Below are 24,486 nucleotides of genomic sequence, written 5' to 3' on the forward strand. Positions count from 1 at the left end.
CCCCGCTGTCACGACACCGGAGGTCGCCGATCGGCCCACGGTCGGGCGGCTTCGATCTGCGCGGACAACGACAGCAGTGTCGCCTCGTCGTAGGGCTTGCCCACCAGCTGTATCGAGATCGGCATGCCGTCGTCGTCGAAGTCCCACGGGACGACGGCGGCGGGCTGGCCGGTCAGATTCCAGACCTGCAGATACGGAACCCGCTGCGCTACCAGAAGCAGCGTCGACACCGCGCCCCGGCGCTGGTAGGCGCCGATTCGGGACGGACCGTTGGCAGTGCCGGGAGTGATGACGACGTCGACGTCGTCGAAAATCGACTGGATCCGTTTGTTCAGCGCGGCCTCGGCGGCTCGCAGGGCCGCCATCCGGCGGTCCGAGAAGAACGAACCCATCCGCGCGATGGCACGGGTGCGCGCTTCGAGACGATGCGGGTGGGCCAGCGCGTCCGCGTCGTCGCTGATACCGCGAAGGTAGCGGGGCAGGTAATTGGCGTAGAGGGCGGCCGGATAGTCGGGGTCGCGGTTGATCACCTCATGGCCCAGCTCACGCAACAACCCACCGGCCCGATACACGGCCGCCACCTCGGCCTGGCCGACCCGGACCGGAAGCGGCGTAGGAATCTTTGTGCTCAGGGCAATTCGCAGTCGGCCGGGCTCGCGCTGAGCAGCGTCGGCAAACTCGGCGTCGGGACCCGGCACTGTTGTCGTCGCGTCCAGCAGCAGCGCAGCGTCGAGCACCGAACGCGCTATCGGCCCGTTCACGCTCAATCCGTACCAGGCACCGTCGTGGGGCTCTAGCGAGATCCGATCCCGCTGGGTCTTCAAACCGAACACACCACACCAGGTCGACGGGATGCGGATTGATCCGCCGCCATCGGATCCGAAGGCCACCGGCGCCAGTCCCGCGGCGACCGCGGCGGCGCTGCCCCCGCTGCTGCCCCCAGGTGTGCGAGCGGGGTTCCACGGATTGCGGGTGGCCCCGAAGGTCAGCGACTCGGTGTAGGGCATCATCATCAGCTCGGGCACATTGGTCTTGCCGATGATGACCGCACCCGCTGCCCGCAACCGCCGCACCATTTCCGCGTCGGAGCCCGCCGGCGCGCCATGCCCGCCGCTGCCGTAGGTCGTCACCTCACCGGCGACGTCGACGTCGTCTTTGATCGCGATCGGAACACCGAGCAGCGGAAGCCTTTCCCCGGCGTCGAGGCGCTGTTGGGCGACCTCGGCCTCCTCGCGCGCGGCGTCGTAGCGCACCACCCGGTAGGCCCGCAGCTCGCTGTCGAGGCGTTCGATCCGTTCCAGGTAGACCTCGAGCAGCATGGGCGCGGTGACTTCACCGTCAGCGAGCATCCGGGCCTGGGCGGCTGCTCCGGCGAAGGCAAGATCGGACGGGTCCACTGCCGCAGCGTATCCCGCTGCACCAACCTGCAAATCGGCCATCCCCGACCGGCTCGGCGGGGCCAGGCCCGGCCCCCGCCACCGGAGCAGTACCGTGGCGACATGTCCTGCGTGTTCTGCGCGATCGCTGCCGGCGAAGCTCCGGCCATCCGGATCTACGAAGACGACAACTGTCTGGCCATCCTGGACATTCGGCCGTTCACCCGCGGACACACCCTGGTGCTGCCCAAGAAACACACCGTGGATCTGACCGACACTCCGCCGGAAACCCTGGCTCAGATGGCCACCATCGGACAGCGGATCGCAAAGGCGGCCCGGGCCACCGAGCTGGCCGATGCAACCAATATCGGCATCAATGACGGCAGTGCGGCGTTCCAGACGGTGTTCCACATCCATCTGCACGTGCTACCACGGCGCGACGGGGACAAGCTATCGGTCGCCAAGGGCCTACTGTTGCGCCGCGACAACGATCGGGAAGCCACCGGCCGAATCCTGCGCGACGCGCTGGCCCGCATCGAGGCCAGTCAGTAAGACTGGCCTCATGAGCAATCTCACGCCGTTCGAGCAATACGTGGGCATCCCCATCCTGCGTCTGCACGACACGATCTACCGCAAGACCAACGGCCGAATCGGCCATCGCATCCCGGGTGTGCCGCCCAGCCTGCTGCTGCACACCGTCGGCGCCAAGACCGGCCAGGCGCGCACCACGTCGCTGACGTATGCGCGTGACGGCGACTCGTATTTGATCGTCGCCTCCAACGGCGGTGACGAGCGCTATCCGGGCTGGTACCACAACCTGCGTAAGCGTCCCGATTGTGAAATCAACGTCGGCCCGAAACGAATCGCGGTGACCGCGCGGCGGGTCACCCCCGACGATGCGGACTACCAGCGGATGTGGCAGCTGGTCAACAAGAACAACGCCAACCGCTATGACAGCTACCAGCGGCGGACGTCACGGCCCATCCCCATCTTCGCGTTGACACCGGCGGCGTAGGGCTGCGGCTAGAACAGTTCCTTGGCCAGTAGCTCACACGTCGCCACCCGCGCCGGTGCCGTGGCCGGGTCGGTGCCGCGATGCGCGGAGGCAACGGGGTGGACCATGACCTCATCAACACCGAACCGCTGACCCAGAGCGCGCACCTGCTCGGCGGCCTTCTCAGGTGAGCCGACGACAGCCCGCTCGAGTCCGCTGTCCACGATGCGTTGCTGCTCGGGGGTCAACCTGGCGTCCTGGGCTTCTTCGACGAGCTGCACGGCCCCGAGCGGCTGGCCGGTGCGCAGCCGCGCCATCATGTGCAGATTGGGCATCATCAATGCGGTCGCTTCCTCGCGGGTATCGGCCACCGCGGCATTGACGGTCAGGAAGGTCACCAGCCGGGCTGCCAGCGCACTGGGGACGAAGCGGGATCGGTACAACTCGAGCGCCTCTTCGGTGCCCTTGCCGGAGAAGTGATGCGCGAACACGTAGGGCAGCCCCTTTGCCGCGGCCAGCCGCGCCGAATACATCGATGACCCCAATAACCACAGTCGCGGCTGGGTGAGCGCCGCCGACGTGGCCTTGAGGATGTAGTCACCGGATTGCAGCGGTACGCGCACGCCCCGCGCACTCATCAGTGCGACCACATCGTCGAGGTAGTCGGGAAAACTCTCGATATCGCGTTCCTGTTGCGCCGGTGAGCGGCCACCCCGCAGAGCGTAGGACGTGACCGGGTCCGAGCCGGGTGCGCGGCCGATGCCCAGATCGATACGACCGGGGGCGGCCGCCTCCAGCAGAGCGAACTGCTCGGCCACCGCCAGCGGCGCGTGGTTGGGCAGCATCACCCCGCCCGATCCCAGGCGCAGGTGCGTGGTCTGCGCGGCCAGGTAGGCGATCAGGACCGGCGGGCTGGTGGCGCCCACCGATGCCATGTTGTGGTGCTCGGCAACCCAGTAGCGTGTAAAGCCGAGGCGCTCGGCAGTCTGTGCCAGCGACACGGTGGCTGCCAGCGCATCCCGGGTCGACTGATCGGTGCGCACCGGGACGAGATCGAGAACGGAAAGACGCACGCTGCCCACAACGCCTACGGCAGCCCGAACCTTCCCACCGATCCGATCAGCCCTGCCGGTAGTCCTCGAGCTCCAACGAGTTGACGATGCGTTCGAACGCTTCCTCGGGTATCGGCTCTCCGCCGGGGATGTTGTCGGTGACCAGCCATTGATTGCGCTCGACGAAGCCGCTGAATTCGGCATGGTAGTTCGCGAAACCGCGCTGGTAGTCGTTTCCGGCGGCGGCCAGCTCACCGGCCAGGATGTAGGCGCCCAACACGGCGACACTGGTCCCTTGGCCCGACAGCGGCGAGCAGCAATAGGCGGCGTCGCCGACGAGCGCCACCCTGCCCTTCGCCCAGCTATCCATGACGATCTGGGCCATTTCATCGAAGTAGAAGTCCGGTGCGCTGCGCATGTAGTGGAGCAGCTGCGCACGTACCCAGCCGTCCTCGATCATCCGCCGTTCCAGCTCGGCGAATTGAGCCTCGGTATCGCGTTAGTCGATCTGCAGCTCGGTGTCCATGAAGCCCAGCGCCGCGCGAGCCTCGGAGTTGTCGCGGGCGCTGTAGACCCCGGCCATGGTGTTGTCGCCGTAGTGCCACTTCTGCCAGTAGTCCAATTCCAGGAAGTTGGGCACGGTGAAGATCGCCGCGTAGGTACCCAACCGCTTGATGAACTGCTCCTCCGGGCCGAACACCTTGCGGCGCACATTCGAATGCAGACCGTCGGCTCCGATCAGGAAGTCGAAGGTGCGGGTGCCGGACCGGACGAAGGTCACCTCGACGGCCGCGCCGTCATCCTGCAATGTGGCAATGCTGTCGTCGAAGATGAACTCGGTCGTCGATTGAATTGTGCCGTAGAGCAATTCGATGAGATCGTCCCGCAGCAGCTCGATGTTGGGGCTGTCGATGGGACCGCCGGTGGGGGTCGACTCGGTATCCCGGGAGAGCTCGTTTCCGTCCCGGTCGACCACCGAAGCTCCCCGGATGCCGGTCTTTCGGTCCCGGGCGGCGTCCAATATCCCCATCCGATCCAGCACAGTCAGCGCCGGGCCTCGGACGTCAATCGCTTGGCCGCCAGGCCGCAGCCCAGGGTGGCGCTCCACGATTGTGACCGAGTAGCCTTGTTGTTCAAGCCAATATGCCGTCGTCAAGCCAGCCACGCTGGCTCCGGAAATCAGAACTTTTTGCACCCCGACCACTTTCTACCCAATCCCGCCAAGTTTCTTGGCATCGCGGAACACGTCATCGAGCATCGCCGGAGTCAACCTACCCGTGAACATGTTCTGTTGGCTCGGGTGGTAGCACCCGAGCAACTGCACACCCGACCCCAGCTCAGCCACGACACCGTGGCCGAAGCGGGGCCTGGGGGCACCCAGCGACCCAGGCAATCCCAGCGCGATCTTCCACGCAAATCCGCCCAGCGCAACGATCACGCGGACATCGTGGGACACCAGCCGCCATTCGGCGTCGAGCCAGGGCGCGCAGGTCTTTCGTTCGGCCGGTGTCGGGGCATTGGCCGGGGGTGCGCAACGCACCGGTGCGACGATGCGGATCCGTTCGGCCCGCAAGCCGTCGGCGGCGTCGACGCTGGTCGGTTGGCTGACCAGGCCGGCACGGTGCAACGCCGCGTACAGCTGATCACCGGACCGGTCGCCGGTGAACATCCGCCCGGTCCGGTTGGCGCCGTGAGCGGCAGGCGCCAGGCCCACGATCAACAGCCATGGCCGCTCCGATCCCCAGCCCGGCACCGGGCGTCCCCAATACGGTTGGTCGGCGAAGGCGCGCCGTTTGGCCACCGCGACCTCTTCACGCCAGGTCACCAGTCGTGGGCAGGCCCGGCACACACTTATCGCAGCGTCGAGTTCGGCGATCGAGCCCGCCCGGCCGGCCAGTTCGGCGACACGCGCCGCCTCGGCCGCGACCGGGGTCTGCGATGACGCCGGATCCCCCGGCCAGCCGGTGCCGGGACGAACCGGCGACCCGAACGGCTGGCCCGTCCTCGGATGGGTAAGCACACGATCATCCTGCATGGCGCCATCGGTCGCCGCGATAATTCGGTGGCTCCGATGGTGGATCGCCGCTAGATTCAGCCGCGATATCCATGAGAAACAGCACCGCGATATCCATGAGAAACAGCAGCCGAGGCCCGGCATTCCTGATCCTTTTCGCCACCTTGGCGGCCTGCGCCGGCAATGGCATTTCGATAGTCGCGTTCCCGTGGCTGGTGCTCGAGCGCGAAGGCAGCTCGGGGCAAGCGTCCATCGTGGCCGGAGCGATCACCCTGCCGCTGCTGTTCTCCACGTTGGTCGCCGGCACCGCCGTCGATTACTTCGGACGCCGGCCGGTATCCATGGTTTCCGACGCCCTGTCCGGGTCGGCCGTGGCCATCGTTCCGTTGATCGCGTGGGCGTTTGGCGACGACGCGGTCAGCGTCGCGGTGCTGGCAGCGCTGGGCGCCTGCTCGGCCACCTTCGATCCGGCCGGGATCACCGCCCGGCAGTCGATGCTGCCCGAGGCCGCCGCCCGTGCGGGGTGGTCACTGGATCGGATCAACAGCAGCTACGAGGCGATCCTCAACCTCGCGTTTGTCGTGGGCCCCGGGATCGGCGGCCTGATGATCGCCACCGTCGGCGGGATTACCACGATGTGGATCACCGCCGGGGCATTCGGGTTGTCCCTCCTCGCCATTGGCGCGTTGCGGCTCGAGGGAGCGGGCAGACCGCACCACGAGACACGACCCGACGGGCTGGTTTCCGGCGTCACGCAGGGACTGCGTTTTGTGTGGAACCTGCGGGTGTTGCGAGCGCTGGCGCTGATCGACCTCACCGTGACGGCGCTGTATCTGCCGATGGAAAGCGTGCTGTTCCCGACGTACTTCAGCGACCGCCAACAGCCCGCACAGCTGGGTTCGGTCCTGGTGGCGCTGTCGCTGGGCAGCCTGGTCGGCGCGCTGGGCTACGGGATGCTGTCGAACTACGTGTCGCGGCGAACGATCATGCTGACCGCGGTGCTGACCCTGGGTGCCGCGACAACCGGCATCGCGCTGCTGCCCCCGTTACCGGTCATCCTGGTGTTGTGCGCACTGATCGGCGTGGTCTATGGCCCCATCCAACCGATCTACAACTACGTGATGCAGACCAGGGCGCCGCACTATCTCCGTGGCCGGGTGGTCGGCGTGATGACGTCGCTGGCTTATGCCGCCGGCCCGTTGGGCTTGCTGCTGGCGGGTCCGGTGGCGGACGCGGCCGGGCTGAAGGTGGCTTTCTTCGCCTTGACACTGCCCATCGCCATCACCGGGCTGATGTGTATCCGACCGCCGTCGCTGCGCGAATTGGATCACGCGCCCACCCAGGACATCAGCGAGACATCGCTGCTGTAGCCGCGCTCGCTGACCCCGCGGGCCGCAGGCCCCGTAGGATCGGGCCGTGAGTGCCTCGTGAACGCGGATGTGCTGGCCAGCTTGATCGCCGGCTTGCCCGACGGCATGGTGGTCACCGATCCCACCGTCACCGAGGGCTACCGACAGGACCGTGCCCTTGACCCGTCGGCGGGCAAGCCGCTGGCCGTGGTCCGGCCACGATGCACCGAAGAGGTGCAGACCATCCTGCGGTGGGCCGGCGCGAACCGCGTTGCCGTGGTGACCCGCGGAGCCGGTTCCGGGTTGTCGGGCGGGGCCACCGCCCTGGACGGCGGAATCGTGCTGTCCACCGAGAAGATGCGCGATATCACGATCGACCCGGTCACCCGCACCGCGGTCTGTCAGCCCGGCCTGTTCAACGCCGAGGTGAAGAAGGCCGCCGCCGAACACGGACTGTGGTATCCGCCGGATCCGTCGTCGTTCGAAATCTGCAGCATCGGGGGCAACATCGCCACCAATGCGGGCGGATTGTGCTGTGTGAAGTACGGCGTCACCACTGACTACGTGCTGGGCATGCAGGTCGTGCTCGCCGATGGCACCGCGGTGCGGTTGGGCGGTCCGCGGCTCAAGGATGTCGCCGGGCTGAGCCTGACAAAACTGTTCGTCGGCAGCGAGGGCACCCTGGGCGTCATCACGGAGGTGACGCTGCGCCTGCTTCCCGCGCAAAACGCGGCCGCCGTCGTGGTGGCCAGCTTCGCGTCGGTGGAATCCGCGGTGGACGCGGTGCTCGGTGTTTCCGCGCGGATTCGTCCCTCGATGCTCGAATTCATGGATTCGGTGGCGATCAACGCGGTAGAGGACACGCTGCGCATGGACCTGGATCGCGGTGCCGCGGCGATGTTGGTGGCCAGCTCCGACGAGCGCGGACAGGCCGGCCGCGACGATGCCGAACTGATGGCCGCGGTATTTGCCGAACATGGTGCAACAGAAGTGTTTTCCACTACCGACCCCGACGAGGGCGAGGCGTTCGTCGCGGCCCGCCGCTTCTGCATCCCGGCGGTAGAGGCCAAGGGATCCCTGTTGCTCGAAGATGTCGGCGTGCCGCTACCCAATCTGGGCAAGCTGGTCACCGGAATCGCCCGGATCGCGCAGGAGCGCGACCTGATGATCTCGGTGATCGCGCATGCGGGTGACGGCAATACGCACCCCTTGCTCGTCTACGACCCCTCCGACGCCGCCATGGCCGAACGCGCACAGCTCGCCTATGGCGAAATCATGGATCTTGCGGTCGGCCTGGGCGGAACGATCACGGGCGAACACGGCGTGGGCCGGTTGAAGCGGCCGTGGCTGGAAGGCTATCTCGGGCCCGACGTGATGGACCTCAACCGCCGCATCAAACAGGCGTTGGACCCCCTGGACATCCTCAACCCCGGCAGCGGGATCTAGATCTCTGCGTTCTGCACTCGGCACTCGACGCGGGTGCGGGCGCTCGACGCGGGTGCGGCATCGAGTGTGCCGTCACGGCCTTGAGCGTGCGCTCAGGTCGGGAATCTCGGGCAGGTTGCGCCCGGACTGCACGGTGGAAGCCAAGGATGCACACCGGCTATGCGCAGGTGTTGACATCTATACAACTCTGTCGTACCAATAAGACATGTTAGTGGATGTGTCTCACCGCGCGCCTGTTGCGTTCCAGTTGGCCACCGCCGCAACCTGGCCGGATCCCTGGCCGATGTACCGGGCGCTGCGAGATCAGGATCCGGTGCACCACGTCATCCCGACCCACCAGCCCGACCAGGACTACTACGTGCTGTCGCGCCACGCCGACGTGTGGGCAGCGGCCCGCGACCACCAGACCTTCTCCTCGGCGCAGGGCTTGACCGTCAACTATGGCGATCTGGAAATGATTGGGCTGCAAGATAACCCGCCCATGGTCATGCAGGATCCACCAGCCCATACCGAGTTCCGGAAGTTGGTGTCACGCGGTTTCACCCCGCGCCAGGTCGAAGCGGTGGAGCCCAAGGTGCGCGATTTCGTCGTCGAGCGAATCGAGCGGCTGCGCGCCCAGGGGGGCGGCGACATCGTCACCGACCTGTTCAAGCCCTTGCCGTCGATGGTGGTCGCACACTATCTCGGGGTACCCGAACAGGACCGGGCACAGTTCGATGGGTGGACCCAGGCCATCGTCGCGGCCAACACCGCCGAGGGCGGCATCGCGGGCGCGTTGGCCACGGTCGGCGATGCGGTCGGGTCGATGATGGCCTACTTCACCTCGCTGATCGAGCGCCGCCGCGCCAAACCCGAGGACGACACGATTTCTCACCTGGTGGCCGCCGGAGTCGGCGCGGACGGCGACATCGCGGGCACGCTGTCGATCCTGGCGTTCACATTCACCATGATCACCGGCGGCAATGACACCATTACCGGAATGCTCGGCGGCTCCATGCCCTTGCTCCACCGGCGACCCGACCAACGCCGGCTTCTGACCGACAATCCAGAGCTCATCACCGATGCGGTCGAGGAACTGCTGCGGCTCACCTCGCCGGTGCAGGGCCTGGCCCGCACCGTCACCCACGACGTGACGATCGGGAATGTCACCATCCCCGCCGGTCGCCGAGCGCTGCTGCTCTACGGTTCGGCCAACCGGGATGAGCGCCAATACGGTCCTGATGCCGGCGAACTCGATGTACGGCGCTGCCCGCGCAACATCCTGACGTTCAGCCATGGCGCGCACCACTGCCTGGGCGCGGCCGCGGCCCGGATGCAGTCCCGGGTCGCGCTGACCGAACTATTGGCGCGCTGCCCGGACTTCGAGGTCGACGAGTCACGCATCGTGTGGTCCGGCGGCAGCTACGTCCGGCGCCCGCTGTCGCTGCCGTTTGAAGTGAGGTCTTGATGGGCCGAACCGACTGGCTGGCAGCGCACCGCAGCGAGGTCGCCGCCGACCGGATACTCGACGCCGCCGAGCGGCTCTATACCGAGCACGACCCGGCTTCGATCGGGATGAACGAAATCGCCAGGGCGGCAGGCTGTTCCCGGGCCACCCTGTATCGATACTTCGAGAGTCGTGAGGCGCTCAGAACCGCCTACGTGCACCGCGAGACGCTCCGGCTGGGGCGCGAGATCATGCAGCAGATCGGCGACATCGATGATCCACGCGATCAGCTGATCACCAGCATCACCGCCACCTTGCGAATGGTCCGCCAGCGGCCGGCCCTGGCGGCGTGGTTCGCCTCCACCCGACCACCGATCGGCGGTGAGTTGGCCGGACAATCCGAGGTGATCGCGGGACTGGCCGCCGCATTCCTGCAGTCTTTGGGCCCCGAAGCCCCCGCCGCGGTGGAGCGCCGGGCTCGTTGGACCGTGCGGGTGATCGTCTCGCTGTTGATGTTCCCCGGCCAGGACGAAGCCGACGAGCGGGCGATGCTCGAGGAATTCGTCGCTCCGGTTGTAACGCCGTTTCCCACCCGCCGTTAGGCCACCAACGCCCATGATCTGGGCATGCCCCCGGTGGCCGGCGTACGCCTGGGCCGTCCCGACGAGGGAATCGGGGACCGAGTTGTCCATCGGGTGACAGTCGGCCAAGTCTCTTGGGCGAGAACAGAGCCGCGCCGCCAGTGGCTGATCGGACTGATCCGCGAAGTGCACGTCGCCTTCCGTGGCACGTGTCGGTCCTGATGACCCAGGCTGGCATCTGCGGCCTGCCTGACCCGGTGCGCCTCAACGGCTGCAGGGATTGGCCACCGCCGATGATCTGGTCAACCGCAAGTTCCACCGGCTTCGGCCAAATGAGTTGTGGGTTAACGACATCACCCAACCCTGCACCTGAGAAGGAGGGCTGTTCTGCTGTGCAGTCCTCAACGCCTTCAGCTGCAACGAAACTCGACCTGTGGGATGGCTGGGAAGTGCCTGATAGCGGCGCTGGGCCGCTGGGAGTGAGGTTATCTTGCCGAAACGCCTGGGGCGATGAGAACTTGATGGGAGACGGGCGATGGCGTATTTGACGGTATTCCCTGACATGTTGGCGGGCGCGGCAGGTGATTTGGTCGGTATCGGCTCACAACTGGCGGCGGCGAACACCGCGGCTATTGGCCCTACCACCACGGTGCTGGCTGCTGGTGCTGACGAGGTGTCAGCGGCGATCGCGGCGGTGTTTTCTGGTCATGGGCAGGCCTATCAGGTGCTGAGCGCCCAGGTCGCGGCGTTTCATCAGCGGTTCGTAGAGGCGCTAAACGCTGGAGCGCAGTCCTACGTCGGAGCCGAAGCGGCCAATGCCACGCCACTGCAGACCCTGGAGCAAGACGCACTGGGCATCATCAATGCACCGACTCAGGCTCTGGTGGGCCGCCCGCTGATTGGAAACGGCGCCAATGGCACCGCGGCGAACCCCAACGGTGGTGACGGTGGCCTGTTATATGGCAACGGCGGTAACGGGTTCGCGCAGACCGGGAACAACAATGTCGCTGGCGGCGATGGCGGTAATGCCGGGCTGATCGGCAACGGCGGAGCCGGCGGTGGCGGCGGGACGGCCTTCGCTGGCGGCAATGGCGGTCACGGTGGCCTGCTGTACGGCAACGGCGGGGCCGGTGGGATCGGCGGGGACGGGACCGGCAACGGTTTCGGCAGTCTTAGTGGCGGCGGTAACGGCGGCAGTGGCGGCGGCGCTGGACTGTGGGGCGTCGGTGGCGCCGGTGGCAATGGCGGCGCCGGTGGAAGCCCCACAGTCCCCGGGCACGCCGGCGGCAACGGCGGCAACGGCGGCAACGGCGGCAACGGCGGCAACGGCGGCGCAGGCGGTGTGTTCGGCAACGGCGGAGCCGGCGGCAACGGCGGTATCGGAGGTACCGGCGGCAACGGCGGTATCGGCGGCAACGGCGCTGCTGGAGGCGAGGGAAGGTTGTGGGGGGACGGCGGCGTCGGCGGGAATGGTGCGGTCGGCGGTAACAGTGGTGGCGGGTTCGGTGTCATGAACGACGGTGGCTCTGGCGGCCATGGCGGCGACGCCCGCCTGTTCGGGAACGGGGGCAACGGCGGGGCAGGCGCGGTCGGGGGTGCCGGCGGCAACGGCGCCGATGGCGGCATCGGCGGTCAGTTCTTTGGCAACGGCGGTGATGGTGGGGCCGGAGGCATTGGCACTGCGGGACTAGCCGGGTCCGGGGGTACGGGTGGCAGCGCCGTGGGTCTGGTGGGCAACGGTGGGACCGGAGGGGCCGGAGGCCTTGGTCCCATCGGTGGGTCCGGCGGCAACGGCGGCGGCGGTGGCGTAATTGGCAACGGCGGCAACGGCGGTGCGGGTGGCGCGGCGAGCGCCACTGTGGGAAAACCCGCGCCAGGCGTCGGCGGGAATGGCGGTGCAGCAAGGCTTTTCGGAGATGGCGGTAACGGCGGGGCCGGGGCTCCTGGCTTGTCTGGGCTCGGCGGGGCCGGCGGCAGGGGCGGATACCTGATTGGAAGCGGGGGTAACGGCGGTGCCGGTGCCGGTGGCGGGGATGGCGGCTACTTGTCCGGAAATGGCGGCAACGGCGGCGACGGCGTCATTGTTGGAAATGGATCGGCTGGCGGCGCGGGCGGCAACGCACTCGGGTTGTTTGGCCACGGTGGCGCAGGTGGAGCCGGTGGCTATGACGTCACCACCCAGGCGGGTTTGACCGGCGGGAATGGCGGAGTCGGCGGCAAGTTGATCGGGGACGGTGGTCTCGGCGGCGACGGCGGCATTGGTCTGGCCGGTACCGGAGGCAACGGCGGCAACGGTGGTGATGCTGTTGGTGTCATCGGCAACGGTGGGGTGGGCGGGGCCGGCGGAGTCGGTGCTTTCGGCAGCGGTGGCACTGGCGGCAACGGCGGCGCAGGCGGTGCAGTCGGTAACGGCGGTGCTGGTGGCGACGCCGGTAGCAGCGGTAACTTGAGTCCGGCTGGCGGCGGTAAGGGCGGCAACGCAAAACTGGTGGGCAACGGCGGTGATGGCGGAGCTGGCGTCTTTGGCGGGCTCGGCGGCGACGGCGGCACGGGTGGTCAGCTTTTCGGCAATATGGGCTTGAACGGACCCGCGTAGCCTGACAAGACACACCTACGGTCGTTCGTTGGCCGTTGCCCATCCTTGTCGCATCAGCAGCGCTGGCGCTTGTTGGTCCGCCCTTTTCCCGAGCTACCAGCCAGAGTTCAATGATCGTGATCATTTGCCTGCGGCCACACCGGTCGACGAAAGCTACGAAGCCGCCGCACGCCACTTCTCACCGAACCGGCTCAATCCCGACATTCTGACGGCCGCAACGATCCGCACCAACACCAGATCACGAAACATGCTGTCGCCCTTGGCTACTGACTCGAATTCCAGAGGCCGATCGCCCTCCCCCACCATGCGCTCGTCTGCGACGACGGGATCTGCAACGCGCCTGCCCCCAGAATGACCGGACACAGTCACCGGCACGGAACAGCCTGTCAACATATTTCGTCCAAATCGCTGACGAACTCACCTAGCGGCGATATCTTGTGACTGATCGGCCACCGTCAGGCGGCCGTCAGAAATGCAATGTCGTCACGGAGGTGCAAGACGACATGTCAGCGGTATACCGGAAGCCGTTCCCGCTCAGCGCATCTCACATTGCATCTGCGCCCGGGAGCCGGATAGCCGACGATCAGGCAGCCGGAAAATGCGGCCACTCAATTGGGTCCGTACGGTAAGGATTAGCGATGACCTATCCCATGTTTCCTCCGGAAATCAATTCGGCGCTCATCGAGGCCGGCCCGGGATCGGCGCCAATGCTGGGAGCGGCGGCGGCGTGGTGCGGGTTAGCCAGCGAGTTGCGCGCGGCGGCGGAGTCCTTCGCATCGATCACGTCAGACCTGGCCAGCGGGGCATGGCAAGGCCCCGCTGCGACCGCGATGACACAGGCTGCCGCACCGTATGCCGCGTGGCTTTGCACCGCGGCCGCCCAGTCCGAGAGCGCTGCCAGTCAGGCGGGCGCGGTGGCGACGGCATTCGAGGCGGCCCGTACCGCCATAGTGTCCCCGGTCATCATCAACGCCAATCGCGCGCTAACCGCCCTGCTGGCCAATACGAACTTCTTCGGTTTGAACTTTCCCGCGATCGCGGCCGCCGAAGGTCTTTATGAGGAGATGTGGGCCCAGGATGTCGCGGTGATGAGCGGCTACCACGCCACCGTGTCGGAGATATGGTCACAGCTGTCGCAGTGGCCCCCGCTTCAGCAACTGCTGCGCCTGCTGCCCGGTTGCAAAGCGCCGTCTTCGTCGGGCGGTTCCCCGTCGCCGACACCGAACCCCAACCCTGATCCATCACCCACACCTGACCCGACGCCGACACCGACACCTGACCCGACCCCGACACCCACGCCCGAGCCGACCCCAGCGCCCGCACCCGAGCCCGCGCCTGAACCGACACCGGTTGAACCTGCGCCGGTGACGGTGCTACCCACGATGTAGTCGGCAGTGCTTGACGTTGCGCCGGTGATCCGCTGACCCACCAGACCCGCCACTTGATTTCGGGTGAGCTGGCCCGCCGTCGCGATGGGTCTACTCGGACCTGACCCGGGTAAAGCGGTGTAGCACCCAGGCCAGCGGGATCGTGATGACCATGGTGGCGATGAACAGGTTCAGCATGGAGCCGGTGTACACCCGGTACCGGACCACGCAGACCATCGCGAATTCCATCGTCACCAGGTGGACCAGGAAGATCTCATAGGAGATTTCACCGAGCCAGACCATCGACCGGCTGGCCAGCAGTTGGGAATACCAGCCCTGATCCCCCAGGGCCAATGGCGCTACGGCCAGCGTGGCGATCACGGTATAGAAGCAGGCTTTGACCACGGCTTCGGTCAGCGCCGAGGGCGACGTGGTGGGGGCACCCGCGATCGGCGTGGCGACGATGAAATAGCAGATGGTGGCCAACGGTAGCGCCGCGAGTGCATAGCATTGCACCTTCATCGCCTGTAGGACCGTCAGCAACATGCCGCCCAAGAACCAGGCGAGATAGCTGGGCAACCACAGGCGAGCTCCGTCGGGAAACAACGAAACGGTGTGTATCAGCACCAGCCAGCCCGGGGTGATGGTGGCCATCGCGAGCAACGCACCGACCACCAACTTCGGCTGCCAGCGGCGTCGGCTGATCACCACCAGCAGCAGGTAGGCCAGGAACGGGAGCAATACGTAGAAGGAGGCCTCCACCGCCAGGCTCCACATTTGGGTCAATCCCTGATGCAGGTATGAACCCAGGTACCCGTCGGTGTAGATCTGGGTCAGCGTGAGGTTGCGCACCAACCCCATCCAGCTGTGTCCGGGGTTCGGTCCGGCGATGCGGTAGTGGTAGATCACGTAGGCGATCAGCACGACGACCACATAGGCAGGCATGATGCGGCGCACCCGGTGTGCCGTGTAGCGGCGCAATGAAGGCGGAGGAGCGCCGGTGACCGCGGAGTGCACCCACGGGCGGAACAGCAGGAAGCCGGATAGCACGAAGAAGATCGGCACGCCGATCTCCATCCGGGCCGACACCAGGCCCCAGTAGCCATGGGTGTACTTGCCGGTGGTGTAAGCCGCGTGGGTGGCGACCACCAGCAGTGCGGCGACCGCACGGATTCCGGTCAGCGACGCAACCCGATCCACGTGCGAGATCTGCTCGAGTCCGCCTTGGGCGTCGGTGGCTTCGGGCAGGGTCATCCGAGGCGTTTCCGCCGAGGTTTGCCACCATCGTTGCGGCGCGCCTTGTACGCCTTATCGGCGGGGCGGTCGGGGCGAAGGTTGATCAACACACCCGAAATCCTGGTTTGTTCGAGCTTTTTCAGTGTTTCGCGGGGCAGTTTGACCGGCAGCTCCACCAGCGAGAAATCCGGCCCGATAGTGATGTGGCCGAAGTCGCTGCGGTGCAACCCGCCCTCGTTGGCGATGGCGCCGACGATCGCGCCCGGACCGACTTTGTGCCGTTTGCCAACCGAGATGCGATACGTGCTGAAGGCGCCGCCGCTTCTGCGCCTCTCCGGACGTTCCTTGCGCTCATTGCGGGGATGGCGCTCGCGCTGATCTGGTGGCGGATCGGGCGCCAGCAGGAATTCCTCGCCGTCGCGCGACTGCAATGCCAGCGCCGCAGCGATGTCAGCCATCGGGACGTTGTGCTCGCGCTCGTAGTCCTCGACCAGCCTGCGGAACAACTCGATGCCCGTATTGCTCAGCGCGTGGGTGATGGAATCGGCAAACTTCGCCACCCGCTGGGCGTTGACGTCTTCCACGGTGGGCAACTCGGCCTCGGTCAGTGTTTGCCGAGTGGCCTTTTCGATCAGTTTGAGCAGGTGTCGCTCCCGCGGGGAGACAAACAACAATGCCGCACCCGAACGCCCGGCCCGACCGGTGCGCCCAATTCGGTGCACGTAGGACTCGGTGTCGTGCGGGATGTCGTAGTTGAGCACATGCGATATCCGCTCGACGTCCAGCCCGCGCGCGGCCACGTCAGTGGCGACCAGGATGTCGATGCCGCCGTCGCGCAGCGCCGTGATGGTTCGCTCGCGCTGTCCCTGCGGAATATCGCCGTTGATGGCCGCCGCGGAAAACCCTCGTGCCCGCAGCTTCTCGGCAACCTCCTCGGTGGCCTGTTTGGTGCGGACAAACACGATCATCGCCTCAAACGGCTCGACCTCGAGCACCCGGGTAAGCGCATCCATCTTGCGCGGACCGGCCACCTGGATGTACCGCTGCGAAATATTTTCGGCGGTAACGGTTTTCGCTTCGGATTTGACTTCCAGCGGATCGTGCAGATATTTAGTGGTGATTTTTCGGATTGCCGGCGGCATGGTCGCCGAGAACAATGCGACCTGCTTGTATTCCGGGGTTTCGGACAGGATGCGTTCAACGTCTTCGGCGAAGCCCATGGTGAGCATCTCGTCTGCCTCGTCGAGCACCAAGTAGTCCACCCGGGACAGATCAAGCGTTCGTCGTTCCAGGTGGTCGATGACCCTCCCGGGTGTCCCCACCACAACCTGCGCGCCGCGCCGCAGACCGGCCAGTTGTATGGCATACGACGACCCGCCATAAACCGGAAGCACGTTGAGGCGCGATAGATGGGCGCCGTACCGACTAAACGCCTCAGCCACCTGAAGGGCCAGCTCGCGGGTGGGGGCCAGCACGAGCGCCTGGGTTGCGGTGCTGGTGGTGTCGATTTTCGACAGAATCGGGATCGCGAACGCCGCCGTCTTGCCGGTGCCGGTCTGCGCCAGCCCCACCACGTCGGAACCCGCCATCAGCGCGGGGATGGTCGCAGCCTGAATCCCCGTCGGGGACTCGTAACCGACGTCGGCGATTGCTCGCATGACCGACGGATGAATCTGTAGGTCGGCGAAGGTGGCAGGGGGTACCGCAGGCGGGTTTTCGGGGTTGGCCATCAAGACATGGAGTTTAGTGGGGATCGCAAGCCCGGCGACGCCGGGCGCCACGGGTCACCACCAACAGTTCCCGCGGGGATCGCAAGCCCGGCGACGCCGGGCGCCACGGGTCACCACCAACAGTTCCCGCGGGGATCGCAAGCCCGGCGACGCCGGGCGCCGCGGGTCGCCACCATCAACTCCCGCGGGGATCGCAAGCCCGGCGACGCCGGGCGCCGCGGGTCACCACCATCAACTCCCGCGGGGATCGCAAGCCCGGCGACGCCGGGCGCCGCGGGTCGCCACCAGAAGAGGGTGATCGCGCGGCCACGCCTGCCACACCTGAGGGCCCCGCGACGGTACGGTGCGCGGTGTGAAGTCGCTCCCGTGCCCAGTCGCGCCGCTTACCGGCGCGCTCGCATTGGTTGCCGCGACACTGACCGGTTGCGGCTCGGGAGACTCGATCGTCGCCAAGACTCCAGAAGCCAGAACCACCACCTCAGCCGTCAATTCCAACGAACCGAATGCGGCCGACCCACCCCCGGCGGCCGCCGAGCCCCCGAGCAGCCCCTCGCCGGCCGACCCCTGCGCCGTCAACCTCGCCTCGCCCACCATCGCAAAGGTTGTTTCCGAATTACCCCGCGATCCGCGCAGTGAGCAGCCCTGGAATCCCGAACCGCTGGCGGGCAACTACAACGAGTGTGCCCAGCTGTCGGCGGTAGTCATCAGGGCCAACACCAACGGCGATAATCCGACCACCAGAGCGGTGCTGTTCCACCAAGGCAAATTCATCCCGCAGGGCGTGCCCGATACCTACGGGTTCAACGGGATTGACACCTCGCAGTGCACCGGTGACACGGTTGCGTTGACGTACGCCACCGGCATCAGCGGGTTGGGCAGCGTCGTGAAGTTCCGATGGAATGGCAACGGCGTCGAGCTGATCAGCAATAAGACCGGGTAACCAAACCGGCCGCACCCCTGAGCGCTAAGCCGCCGAGACCGATGCAGATCGGTCTCGACCGGCCCTCATTAGAGTGGCTGCTGTGTTCGTCGCCGGCGACGTCGTCGTCTACAGCGCCTCGGATCTTGCTGCCGCCGCGCGGTGCGAATTCGCGTTCCTGCGCCATTTTGACTCGAAATTGGGCCGGGGCCCCGCCATCTCCGCCGAGGACGATCTGCTGGCGCGCACCACCGAGCTCGGGAATGAACATGAAAGACGCACACTCGACCGGCTGCGCGACCAGTTCGGTGAGATCGCGGTCATCGGCCATCCGGCATACACCCTGGCTGGGCTGACAGCTGCCGCTGAGGCCACCCAACGCGCCATCGCCGACCGCGCGCCCGTGGTGTATCAAGCCGCGATGTTCGACGGCCGCTTCGTCGGGTTTGCCGATTTCCTGATTCGCGACCGCGAACGCTATCGGATCACCGACACCAAGCTGGCGCGCTCACCTAAGGTCACCGCGCTGATGCAGCTGGGGGCCTACACCGATGCCCTGACCGGCGCGGGTGTACCGGTGGCCCCGGAGGCCGACCTGGAACTCGGGGACGGCACGGTGGTGCATTTCCGGGTCAGCGATCTGATCCCGGTCTACCGGGCCCAGCGTGCCGAGCTGCAGCGGCTGCTCGACGAGCACTACGCCGCGGACACCGCGGTGTGCTGGGACGACCACGGTGTGCGGGCATGTTTCCGCTGTGAGCTCTGCATGGAGGAGCTGCGTCGTCGCGATGATCTGCTGCTGGTCGCGGGGATGCGGGTCAGCCAGCGAGAAAAGCTGCTGGACGCCGGCATCACCACAATCGGCGGGCTGGCAAGCCACACCGGTGCGGTGCCCGAACTCTCAGCGAACGCCCTAGCCAAACTTGCCGCGCAAGCCAAAGTTCAAGTGCAGCAACGCGATACCGGTACACCGCAGTATGAGATCAGCGACCCGCAGCCGTTGGCGCTGCTACCCGAACCAAATCCTGGCGATCTGTTCTTCGACTTTGAGGGCGATCCGCTGTGGACGGCGGACGGCCACGAGTGGGGCCTGGAGTACCTGTTCGGGGTGTTGGAAGCGGGAAAGAAGGGAGCCTTCCGCCCACTGTGGGCGCATGATCGCAGGGACGAACGCAAGGCGCTCACCGACTTTCTGGCTTTGGTGGCCAAACGTCGCAAGCGTCACCCCAACATGCACATCTATCACTACGCGCCGTATGAGAAGACGGCGTTGCTTCGGCTTGCCGGCCGCTAGGGAGTCGGCGAGGACGCCATCGATGATCTGCTCCGAAACGGAGTGTTGGTTGACCTATACCCTGTGGTGCGCAAGAGCTTTCGGGTTGGCGCAGAGTCGGTCAGTTTGAAGGCGCTCGAGCCGCTGTACATGGGGACACAGCTACGTTCCGGCGAGGTCACCACCGCCACTGACTCGATCACTTCCTACGCCCGCTACAGCCAACTGCGTGCCGACGGGCGGTTGGATGAGGCCGCGACCGTGCTCAAGGAGATCGAAGACTACAACCACTATGACTGCCGCTCCACCCGCGAATTGCGGGACTGGCTGCTGATCCGCGCTTGGGAGGCCGGAGTCACACCGATCGGGGTGCAACCCGTTCCTAGGCGGGACGCGATCGAAGACCACGACGAACTGGCGGCAACGTTGTCGGATTTCGCCGGCGACGCAGCGTCCGGCAACCGCACCGCCGAACAGACGGCGGTCGCACTGCTGGCTGCCGCCCGCGGCTATCACCGCCGGGAAGACAAGCCGTTCTGGTGGTCTCACTTCGACCGGCTGAACTATCCCATCGACGAATGGTCGGACAGCACAGACGTTTTCATTGTCGATCACGCCTCGGTCACCGTCACATGGCATACGCCTGCGCGAGCTCGCAAACCACAGCGGCGAGTCCGATTGACCGGAGAGCTCGCACGTGGAGATCTCAAGACCAGCGTGTTTGCGCTCTACCAACCCCCGGCTCCGCCCAGCATGACCGCCGACCCCGACCTGCGAGCCGCAGGCCACGCCGAGATTGTGGAACTCGACGATCCGAGTCTGCCCACCGACGTGGTCATCCTTGAACGGACCGGCGCAGACGGCGCGACCTTTCAGCAGCTGCCGTTCGCACTGACCCCCGGGCCACCGGTACCGACCAGGGCGTTGCGCGATTCCATCGAAGCCACCGCCGCGGCCGCGGCCGCTGAGTTACCGCGGCTCCCCCGCACCGCGTTGATCGACGTGCTGCTGCGATGCCCGCCACGCACCCGCAGCGCGGCGCCACTACCGCGTAGCGGCGATACGGTCGCCGACATCACCGCCGCGGTGCTGGACCTGGATTCGTCCTACCTGGCGGTGCACGGGCCGCCGGGCACCGGCAAGACCCACACCGCCGCGCGGGTGATCGGGCGACTGGTGCAAGAACATTGCTGGCGCGTGGGCGTGGTCGCGCAATCGCACGCCACCGTGGAAAACCTGCTGGACTGCGTGATTGATGCCGGGCTCGACCCGGCACGAATAGCCAAGAAGCGTTACGACCACGGCGCACCCCGCTGGCAGGAGATCGACGGCAACCACTACGCGGCCTTCATCGCCGACGACCCAGGATGCGTCGTCGGCGGTACGGCCTGGGATTTTGCCAACGGCAATCGGGTGCCTCCGGGCAGTCTGGATCTGCTGGTGGTGGATGAAGCCGGCCAGTTCTGCTTGGCCAATACCGTCGCCATGGCACCGGCGGCGGCGAACTTGTTGCTGCTGGGAGACCCGCAGCAGCTACCGCAGGTCAGTGAGGGCAAACATCCCGAACCCGTCGATGTCTCAGCACTGGAATGGCTGGTTGACGGCCAGCGCACACTACCCGAGGAGCGGGGATACTTTCTGGATCGCTCGTTCCGCATGCATCCCGCGGTCTGCCATGCCGTCTCGATGCTGTCCTACGCGGGCAAGCTGCATTCCCACACCGAGCGCACCACCGCGCGTCGGCTCAGCGCAAGCCCGCCCGGCGTCCACGTGCTTGCCGTCGAGCACCAGGGCAATTCGATCGAGAGCGCCGAGGAAGCCGAGGCGATCCTGGCCCAGATCCAGCGGCTACTCGGCTCGCCCTGGACCGACGAACACGGCACCCGCCCCCTGGCCACCCGCGACCTGCTGGTGCTGGCACCGTACAACGCCCAGGTGGCCCTGATCCGGCAGCGACTGCTGTCCGCCGGCCTGAATGGGGTTCGGGTCGGCACCGTCGACAAGTTCCAGGGCGCGCAGGCCCCCGTCGTCTTCGTCTCGATGACTGCCTCATCTGTGGACGACGTTCCCCGCGGAATCTCGTTTCTGCTCAACAGGAATCGCCTCAACGTCGCCATCAGTCGGGCGCAGTATGCCGCGGTGATCCTGCGCTCCGAGCTGCTGACCCGGTATCTGCCCGGCACACCAGCCGGCCTGGTGGATTTGGGCGCATTTCTGGCTCTGACCGAACCAGGCTGAGAACGCGCTCAGGGCAACGAGTGCCCGGACCCGGCGGCGTCGTCCTGGTCGGGGGCCGGCAAGAAGTCGGCGACCGGACGAAATCGGCGCCTGGCATCGACCCGGGCGCCATTGTGTTCGATCGGGGCAGCGTGACCATCGGCGGCATCGTCGCGCCACTTTTCGAACCTGGCCGAGTGTGGTTGTTGCCCGCGGCCGGCCACCGCTGGCCCATTCCCGCTCGCCCCGCTGAGGGGACGTCGGATTTCGGTGTGCCGGTGTGTCCCGACGGCAGGCTCCGGCCGCAGGACGAACTCGACATAGTCGTCATAGTCGTCTTGCTCGCCAAAGTCGTCTTGCTCGCCATAGTCGCCATAGCCATAGTCGCCGCGGTCGACATGGTCGTCATCGGCGTGGCTGGCCCGATCGTGCGCGCGCACCAGCACCGTGCGCGAGCGGACCAGGAACAGGGCGGCAATGATGCCGAACACGGCGATGAATGCGGGCAGCAGCATCGATTGCGACATCGCCGCCGAGAACGGCGTGCACACCACCTCAGGCAGTTGCAGCCCACCGTCGCCGCCGCTGAATCCGCGGTCTGCGTCGAACCCCGGCGGCATCTCGGCGGTGATCCGCCACGTCATGAACGCAGCCATGCTGGCGCTGCCCAGTACCGCCCCGAGCTTGCGGGTGGCGTTGTAGACACCCGAGCCCGCACCGGCCAGATGCGCCGGCAGATTGCGAGTCGCGGTGGCGGCCAACGGAGACCAGACGAACGCCATCCCGGCACCCATCGCGGCAAACGGCAGCACCAGCCGCCAGACTGGCGTTTCGGGCACCATTTCGATCGAAAGCCAGGTCATCGAGATCGCCAGCGCGGAGAAACCGAATCCCAGCACGGGCAGCGGATGCGACCGATCCACCAGCATTCCGACCACCGGTGCGAGCACACCGCTGGCGAGCGCCACCGGAGCTATCAGCACCGCCGCCCGAGCCGGCGACAGCCCACACACCGACTGCGCATAAAACGTCAGCGGCAACATCGGCGCCGTCGTCGCGAATGCGGTGATCCCTACCCCGATGTTGCACAGGCTGAACTCCCAGTCCCGAAAGATCGCCAGCGAGATCAACGGCGCCCGATGGTTGAGCGCCTGCCAGTAGACGAACATCGCCATGAACCCCACACCGGCGACCAGCACCGCCCAGATCCACGGCGCCCAGTCCGCGGCCTGACCTTCCTGAAGCCCGAAAACCAGCAAGAACATGCCCGCCCCGGACAACCCGACTCCGATCAGATCGAAGCGCTGCGCGTGCACGGGCAGATCCGGGACCAGCAAATAGGCCACCACCAGGCCGGCCAGGCCGATGGGGATGTTGACGAAGAAAATCCACTCCCAGCCCAGACCGCTGACCAGGACCCCACCAATCAGCGGTCCGACCAGGCTGGCGACGCCGGCCGCGGCTCCCCACAGGCTCAGGGCGGCGCCGCGGCGGGTTGCCGGGAAGATGCGGGTGATGGTCGACAAGGTCTGCGGCGTCAGCAGCCCGGCACCGATGCCTTGCACCGTCCGAGCGGCGATCAGCATGGCGGCGGTGCCGGCCAGGCCACACCACATCGATGCGGCGGTGAACACCGACAAGCCGATCAGGTAGAGGTTCTTGGGACCGAACCGGTCGCCGAGCCGGCCCGCCACCAGCAACACCACCGCATAACCCAGCAGGTAGGCGCTGGTCACCCAGACGACGTCGGCATAGCCGATATGCAGCTCAGCCATGATGGTCGGGTTGGCGATCGAGACGATGGCCGAGTCCAACATGATCATGAAGAAGCCGATCATCATCGCCGACAGCGCGTTCCACGGGTTCCCCGAGTAGCCCTTGTCGAGCACTCGACTGGTCACCGCGGTCATGTACGCACCTCGTTTCGGCTCCTGACGGTTGGTCTGAGGTCGCCCAGGAGTCCAGCGTGCATTATTCCGGGTGTGCCAAGGGGCCGTTCGGTCGCCCAGGGGCCGCCAAATCATTGCCGCGGGCGACTCTTGCCCGGTCCGTTACTTCAGTCGGTCTGCAATTCGCGCGCCGGGCGCTAGCCTGAAGGGAAGTCGTTCTCTAGAGAGGCAACATGAGCGCCCGACGAACAAGACAGTCCGAGCCGGCCGCGCAGCCGACCGGGATCATGGGCCGGCCCAAAGCGTCAACGCGGGCATTGGCGCAGGTCATCGAGCGGAGTTCGCACATACAGAGCCCGGCGGCGGAGGCATATGTGGCCCGACTGCGTCGCGCCCATCCGGCGGCCAGCCCGGCCGAGATTGTCAGCAAGATCGAGAAGCGGTTCCTGGCTGTGGTCACCGCCAGTGGAGCCGCCGTGGGCGCGGCAGCGACGTTGCCCGGGATCGGGACCCTGGCCGCGTTGTCTGCGGCCGCCGGAGAGACGGCGGTATTCCTCGAGGCCACCGCGCTGTTGGTACTCGCGCTGGCGTCGGTCTACGATAATCCGCTCGATCACCGGGAACGGCGGCGCGCGCTGGTCTTGGCGGTGCTGGTCGGCGACAACAGCAAGAATGCGGTGGCCGAGGTGATCGGGTCCGGCCGCACGAGCGGGGTCTGGGTATCGGAATCGATGGCCTCGCTGCCGCTGCCGGCCATATCGAAGTTGAACACGCGAATGTTCAAGTACTTCGTCAAGCGTTTCGCGCTCAAGCGTGGCGTGCTGTTGTTCGGCAAACTGCTGCCCGCCGGCATCGGGGCGATCATCGGCGCGATCGGCAATCGCTTGGTCGGCAGGAAGCTGGTCCGCAATGCCCGCTCGGCGTTCGGCGCCCCGCCGGCACGCTGGCCGGTGACCCTGCATGTACTGCCCAACGTTCGTGATGCCAGCTAGCGCTGCTTGACTGGTCTCTCTGGCGAATC

Annotated in this window: 16 protein-coding genes and 3 pseudogenes; 12 read left to right on the forward strand and 7 right to left on the reverse strand. The window is 66.5% G+C overall.

The window, feature by feature from the left end; translation table 11 throughout:
- Nucleotides 1-8: 8 nt before the first annotated feature.
- Nucleotides 9-1,397 (reverse strand): amidase, encoded by a 1,389-nt coding sequence (locus CKW46_RS23080; RefSeq protein ID WP_020726214.1) that lies wholly within the window; start codon nt 1,395-1,397, stop codon nt 9-11.
- Nucleotides 1,398-1,499: 102 nt separating this feature from the next.
- Here CKW46_RS23080 and CKW46_RS23085 point away from each other — a divergent pair, with 102 nt between their 5' ends.
- Both CKW46_RS23085 and CKW46_RS23090 read left to right on the forward strand, forming a co-directional pair.
- A complete protein-coding gene (locus CKW46_RS23085) occupies nt 1,500-1,928 on the forward strand; it encodes an HIT family protein (protein WP_011742049.1) in 429 nt (142 codons plus the stop codon).
- A gap of 10 nt (nt 1,929-1,938) precedes the next feature.
- On the forward strand, nt 1,939-2,391 hold the full coding sequence (locus tag CKW46_RS23090) for a nitroreductase family deazaflavin-dependent oxidoreductase (RefSeq protein ID WP_012395751.1): 453 nt from the start codon (nt 1,939-1,941) through the stop codon (nt 2,389-2,391).
- A gap of 8 nt (nt 2,392-2,399) precedes the next feature.
- On the opposite strand, the gene CKW46_RS23095 is transcribed toward CKW46_RS23090, so the two are convergent.
- The 3 genes and pseudogenes from CKW46_RS23095 to CKW46_RS23105 all read right to left on the reverse strand — a co-directional run bounded on the left by CKW46_RS23095 (nt 2,400) and on the right by CKW46_RS23105 (nt 5,457).
- Nucleotides 2,400-3,443, reverse strand: a complete 1,044-nt coding sequence (locus CKW46_RS23095) for an LLM class flavin-dependent oxidoreductase (protein ID WP_482053464.1) — start codon at nt 3,441-3,443, stop codon at nt 2,400-2,402.
- A 46-nt stretch (nt 3,444-3,489) separates the two neighbouring features.
- Nucleotides 3,490-4,617 (reverse strand): annotated as a pseudogene (locus CKW46_RS23100) (FAD-binding protein).
- Nucleotides 4,618-4,629: 12 nt separating this feature from the next.
- Nucleotides 4,630-5,457 carry a uracil-DNA glycosylase gene (locus tag CKW46_RS23105; protein ID WP_036426805.1) on the reverse strand — a complete coding sequence of 276 codons (828 nt, stop codon included), beginning with the start codon at nt 5,455-5,457 and terminating at the stop codon, nt 4,630-4,632.
- A 95-nt stretch (nt 5,458-5,552) separates the two neighbouring features.
- Between CKW46_RS23105 and tap the strand changes: the two genes are divergently transcribed.
- The 7 genes and pseudogenes from tap (at nt 5,553) to CKW46_RS23140 (ending at nt 14,222) form a co-directional block, all read left to right on the forward strand.
- A complete protein-coding gene (tap, locus tag CKW46_RS23110) occupies nt 5,553-6,806 on the forward strand; it encodes a multidrug efflux MFS transporter Tap (protein WP_240274623.1) in 1,254 nt (417 codons plus the stop codon).
- 57 nt (nt 6,807-6,863) lie between these two features.
- The gene (locus tag CKW46_RS23115) at nt 6,864-8,231 is read left to right on the forward strand and encodes an FAD-binding oxidoreductase (RefSeq protein WP_482052452.1); all 1,368 of its coding nucleotides are present in this window, start codon (nt 6,864-6,866) and stop codon (nt 8,229-8,231) included.
- A gap of 205 nt (nt 8,232-8,436) precedes the next feature.
- Nucleotides 8,437-9,678, forward strand: a complete 1,242-nt coding sequence (locus CKW46_RS23120; RefSeq protein WP_041299506.1) for a cytochrome P450 — start codon at nt 8,437-8,439, stop codon at nt 9,676-9,678.
- Entirely contained in the window at nt 9,678-10,259 is a 582-nt protein-coding gene (locus CKW46_RS23125; protein ID WP_011742055.1) for a TetR/AcrR family transcriptional regulator, read from the forward strand. Before CKW46_RS23120 ends, CKW46_RS23125 begins: the two co-directional genes overlap by 1 nt.
- Before the next feature lie 123 nt (nt 10,260-10,382).
- Nucleotides 10,383-10,680: pseudogene (locus CKW46_RS23130) on the forward strand (IS3-like element ISAar24 family transposase); the annotation flags it as partial.
- A 93-nt stretch (nt 10,681-10,773) separates the two neighbouring features.
- Nucleotides 10,774-12,834: a PE family protein gene (locus tag CKW46_RS23135; RefSeq protein WP_499018333.1), complete on the forward strand. Its 2,061-nt coding sequence runs from the start codon at nt 10,774-10,776 to the stop codon at nt 12,832-12,834.
- A 638-nt stretch (nt 12,835-13,472) separates the two neighbouring features.
- The gene (locus CKW46_RS23140) at nt 13,473-14,222 is read left to right on the forward strand and encodes a PPE family protein (protein WP_011742058.1); all 750 of its coding nucleotides are present in this window, start codon (nt 13,473-13,475) and stop codon (nt 14,220-14,222) included.
- Nucleotides 14,223-14,312: 90 nt separating this feature from the next.
- Here CKW46_RS23140 and CKW46_RS23145 read toward each other — a convergent pair whose 3' ends face one another.
- The gene (locus CKW46_RS23145; protein WP_117435780.1) at nt 14,313-15,455 is read right to left on the reverse strand and encodes an acyltransferase family protein; all 1,143 of its coding nucleotides are present in this window, start codon (nt 15,453-15,455) and stop codon (nt 14,313-14,315) included.
- Nucleotides 15,452-17,167: a DEAD/DEAH box helicase gene (locus CKW46_RS23150; protein WP_482052454.1), complete on the reverse strand. Its 1,716-nt coding sequence runs from the start codon at nt 17,165-17,167 to the stop codon at nt 15,452-15,454. Before CKW46_RS23150 ends, CKW46_RS23145 begins: the two co-directional genes overlap by 4 nt.
- A gap of 343 nt (nt 17,168-17,510) precedes the next feature.
- Here CKW46_RS23150 and CKW46_RS23155 point away from each other — a divergent pair, with 343 nt between their 5' ends.
- The gene (locus CKW46_RS23155; RefSeq protein WP_015356769.1) at nt 17,511-18,107 is read left to right on the forward strand and encodes an LppP/LprE family lipoprotein; all 597 of its coding nucleotides are present in this window, start codon (nt 17,511-17,513) and stop codon (nt 18,105-18,107) included.
- An 82-nt stretch (nt 18,108-18,189) separates the two neighbouring features.
- Nucleotides 18,190-21,597 (forward strand): annotated as a pseudogene (locus CKW46_RS23160) (TM0106 family RecB-like putative nuclease).
- Nucleotides 21,598-21,605: 8 nt separating this feature from the next.
- On the opposite strand, the gene CKW46_RS23165 reads toward CKW46_RS23160, so the two are convergent.
- Nucleotides 21,606-23,486: an MFS transporter gene (locus CKW46_RS23165; RefSeq protein ID WP_482052455.1), complete on the reverse strand. Its 1,881-nt coding sequence runs from the start codon at nt 23,484-23,486 to the stop codon at nt 21,606-21,608.
- Between the two features lie 212 nt (nt 23,487-23,698).
- Between CKW46_RS23165 and CKW46_RS23170 the strand changes: the two genes are divergently transcribed.
- Nucleotides 23,699-24,457, forward strand: coding sequence for a hypothetical protein (locus tag CKW46_RS23170; protein WP_015356771.1), 759 nt, complete (start codon nt 23,699-23,701; stop codon nt 24,455-24,457).
- Nucleotides 24,458-24,486 lie beyond the last annotated feature (29 nt).

The organism is Mycobacterium liflandii, assembly GCF_022354805.1.
In the GTDB taxonomy this organism is placed as follows: domain Bacteria; phylum Actinomycetota; class Actinomycetes; order Mycobacteriales; family Mycobacteriaceae; genus Mycobacterium; species Mycobacterium marinum.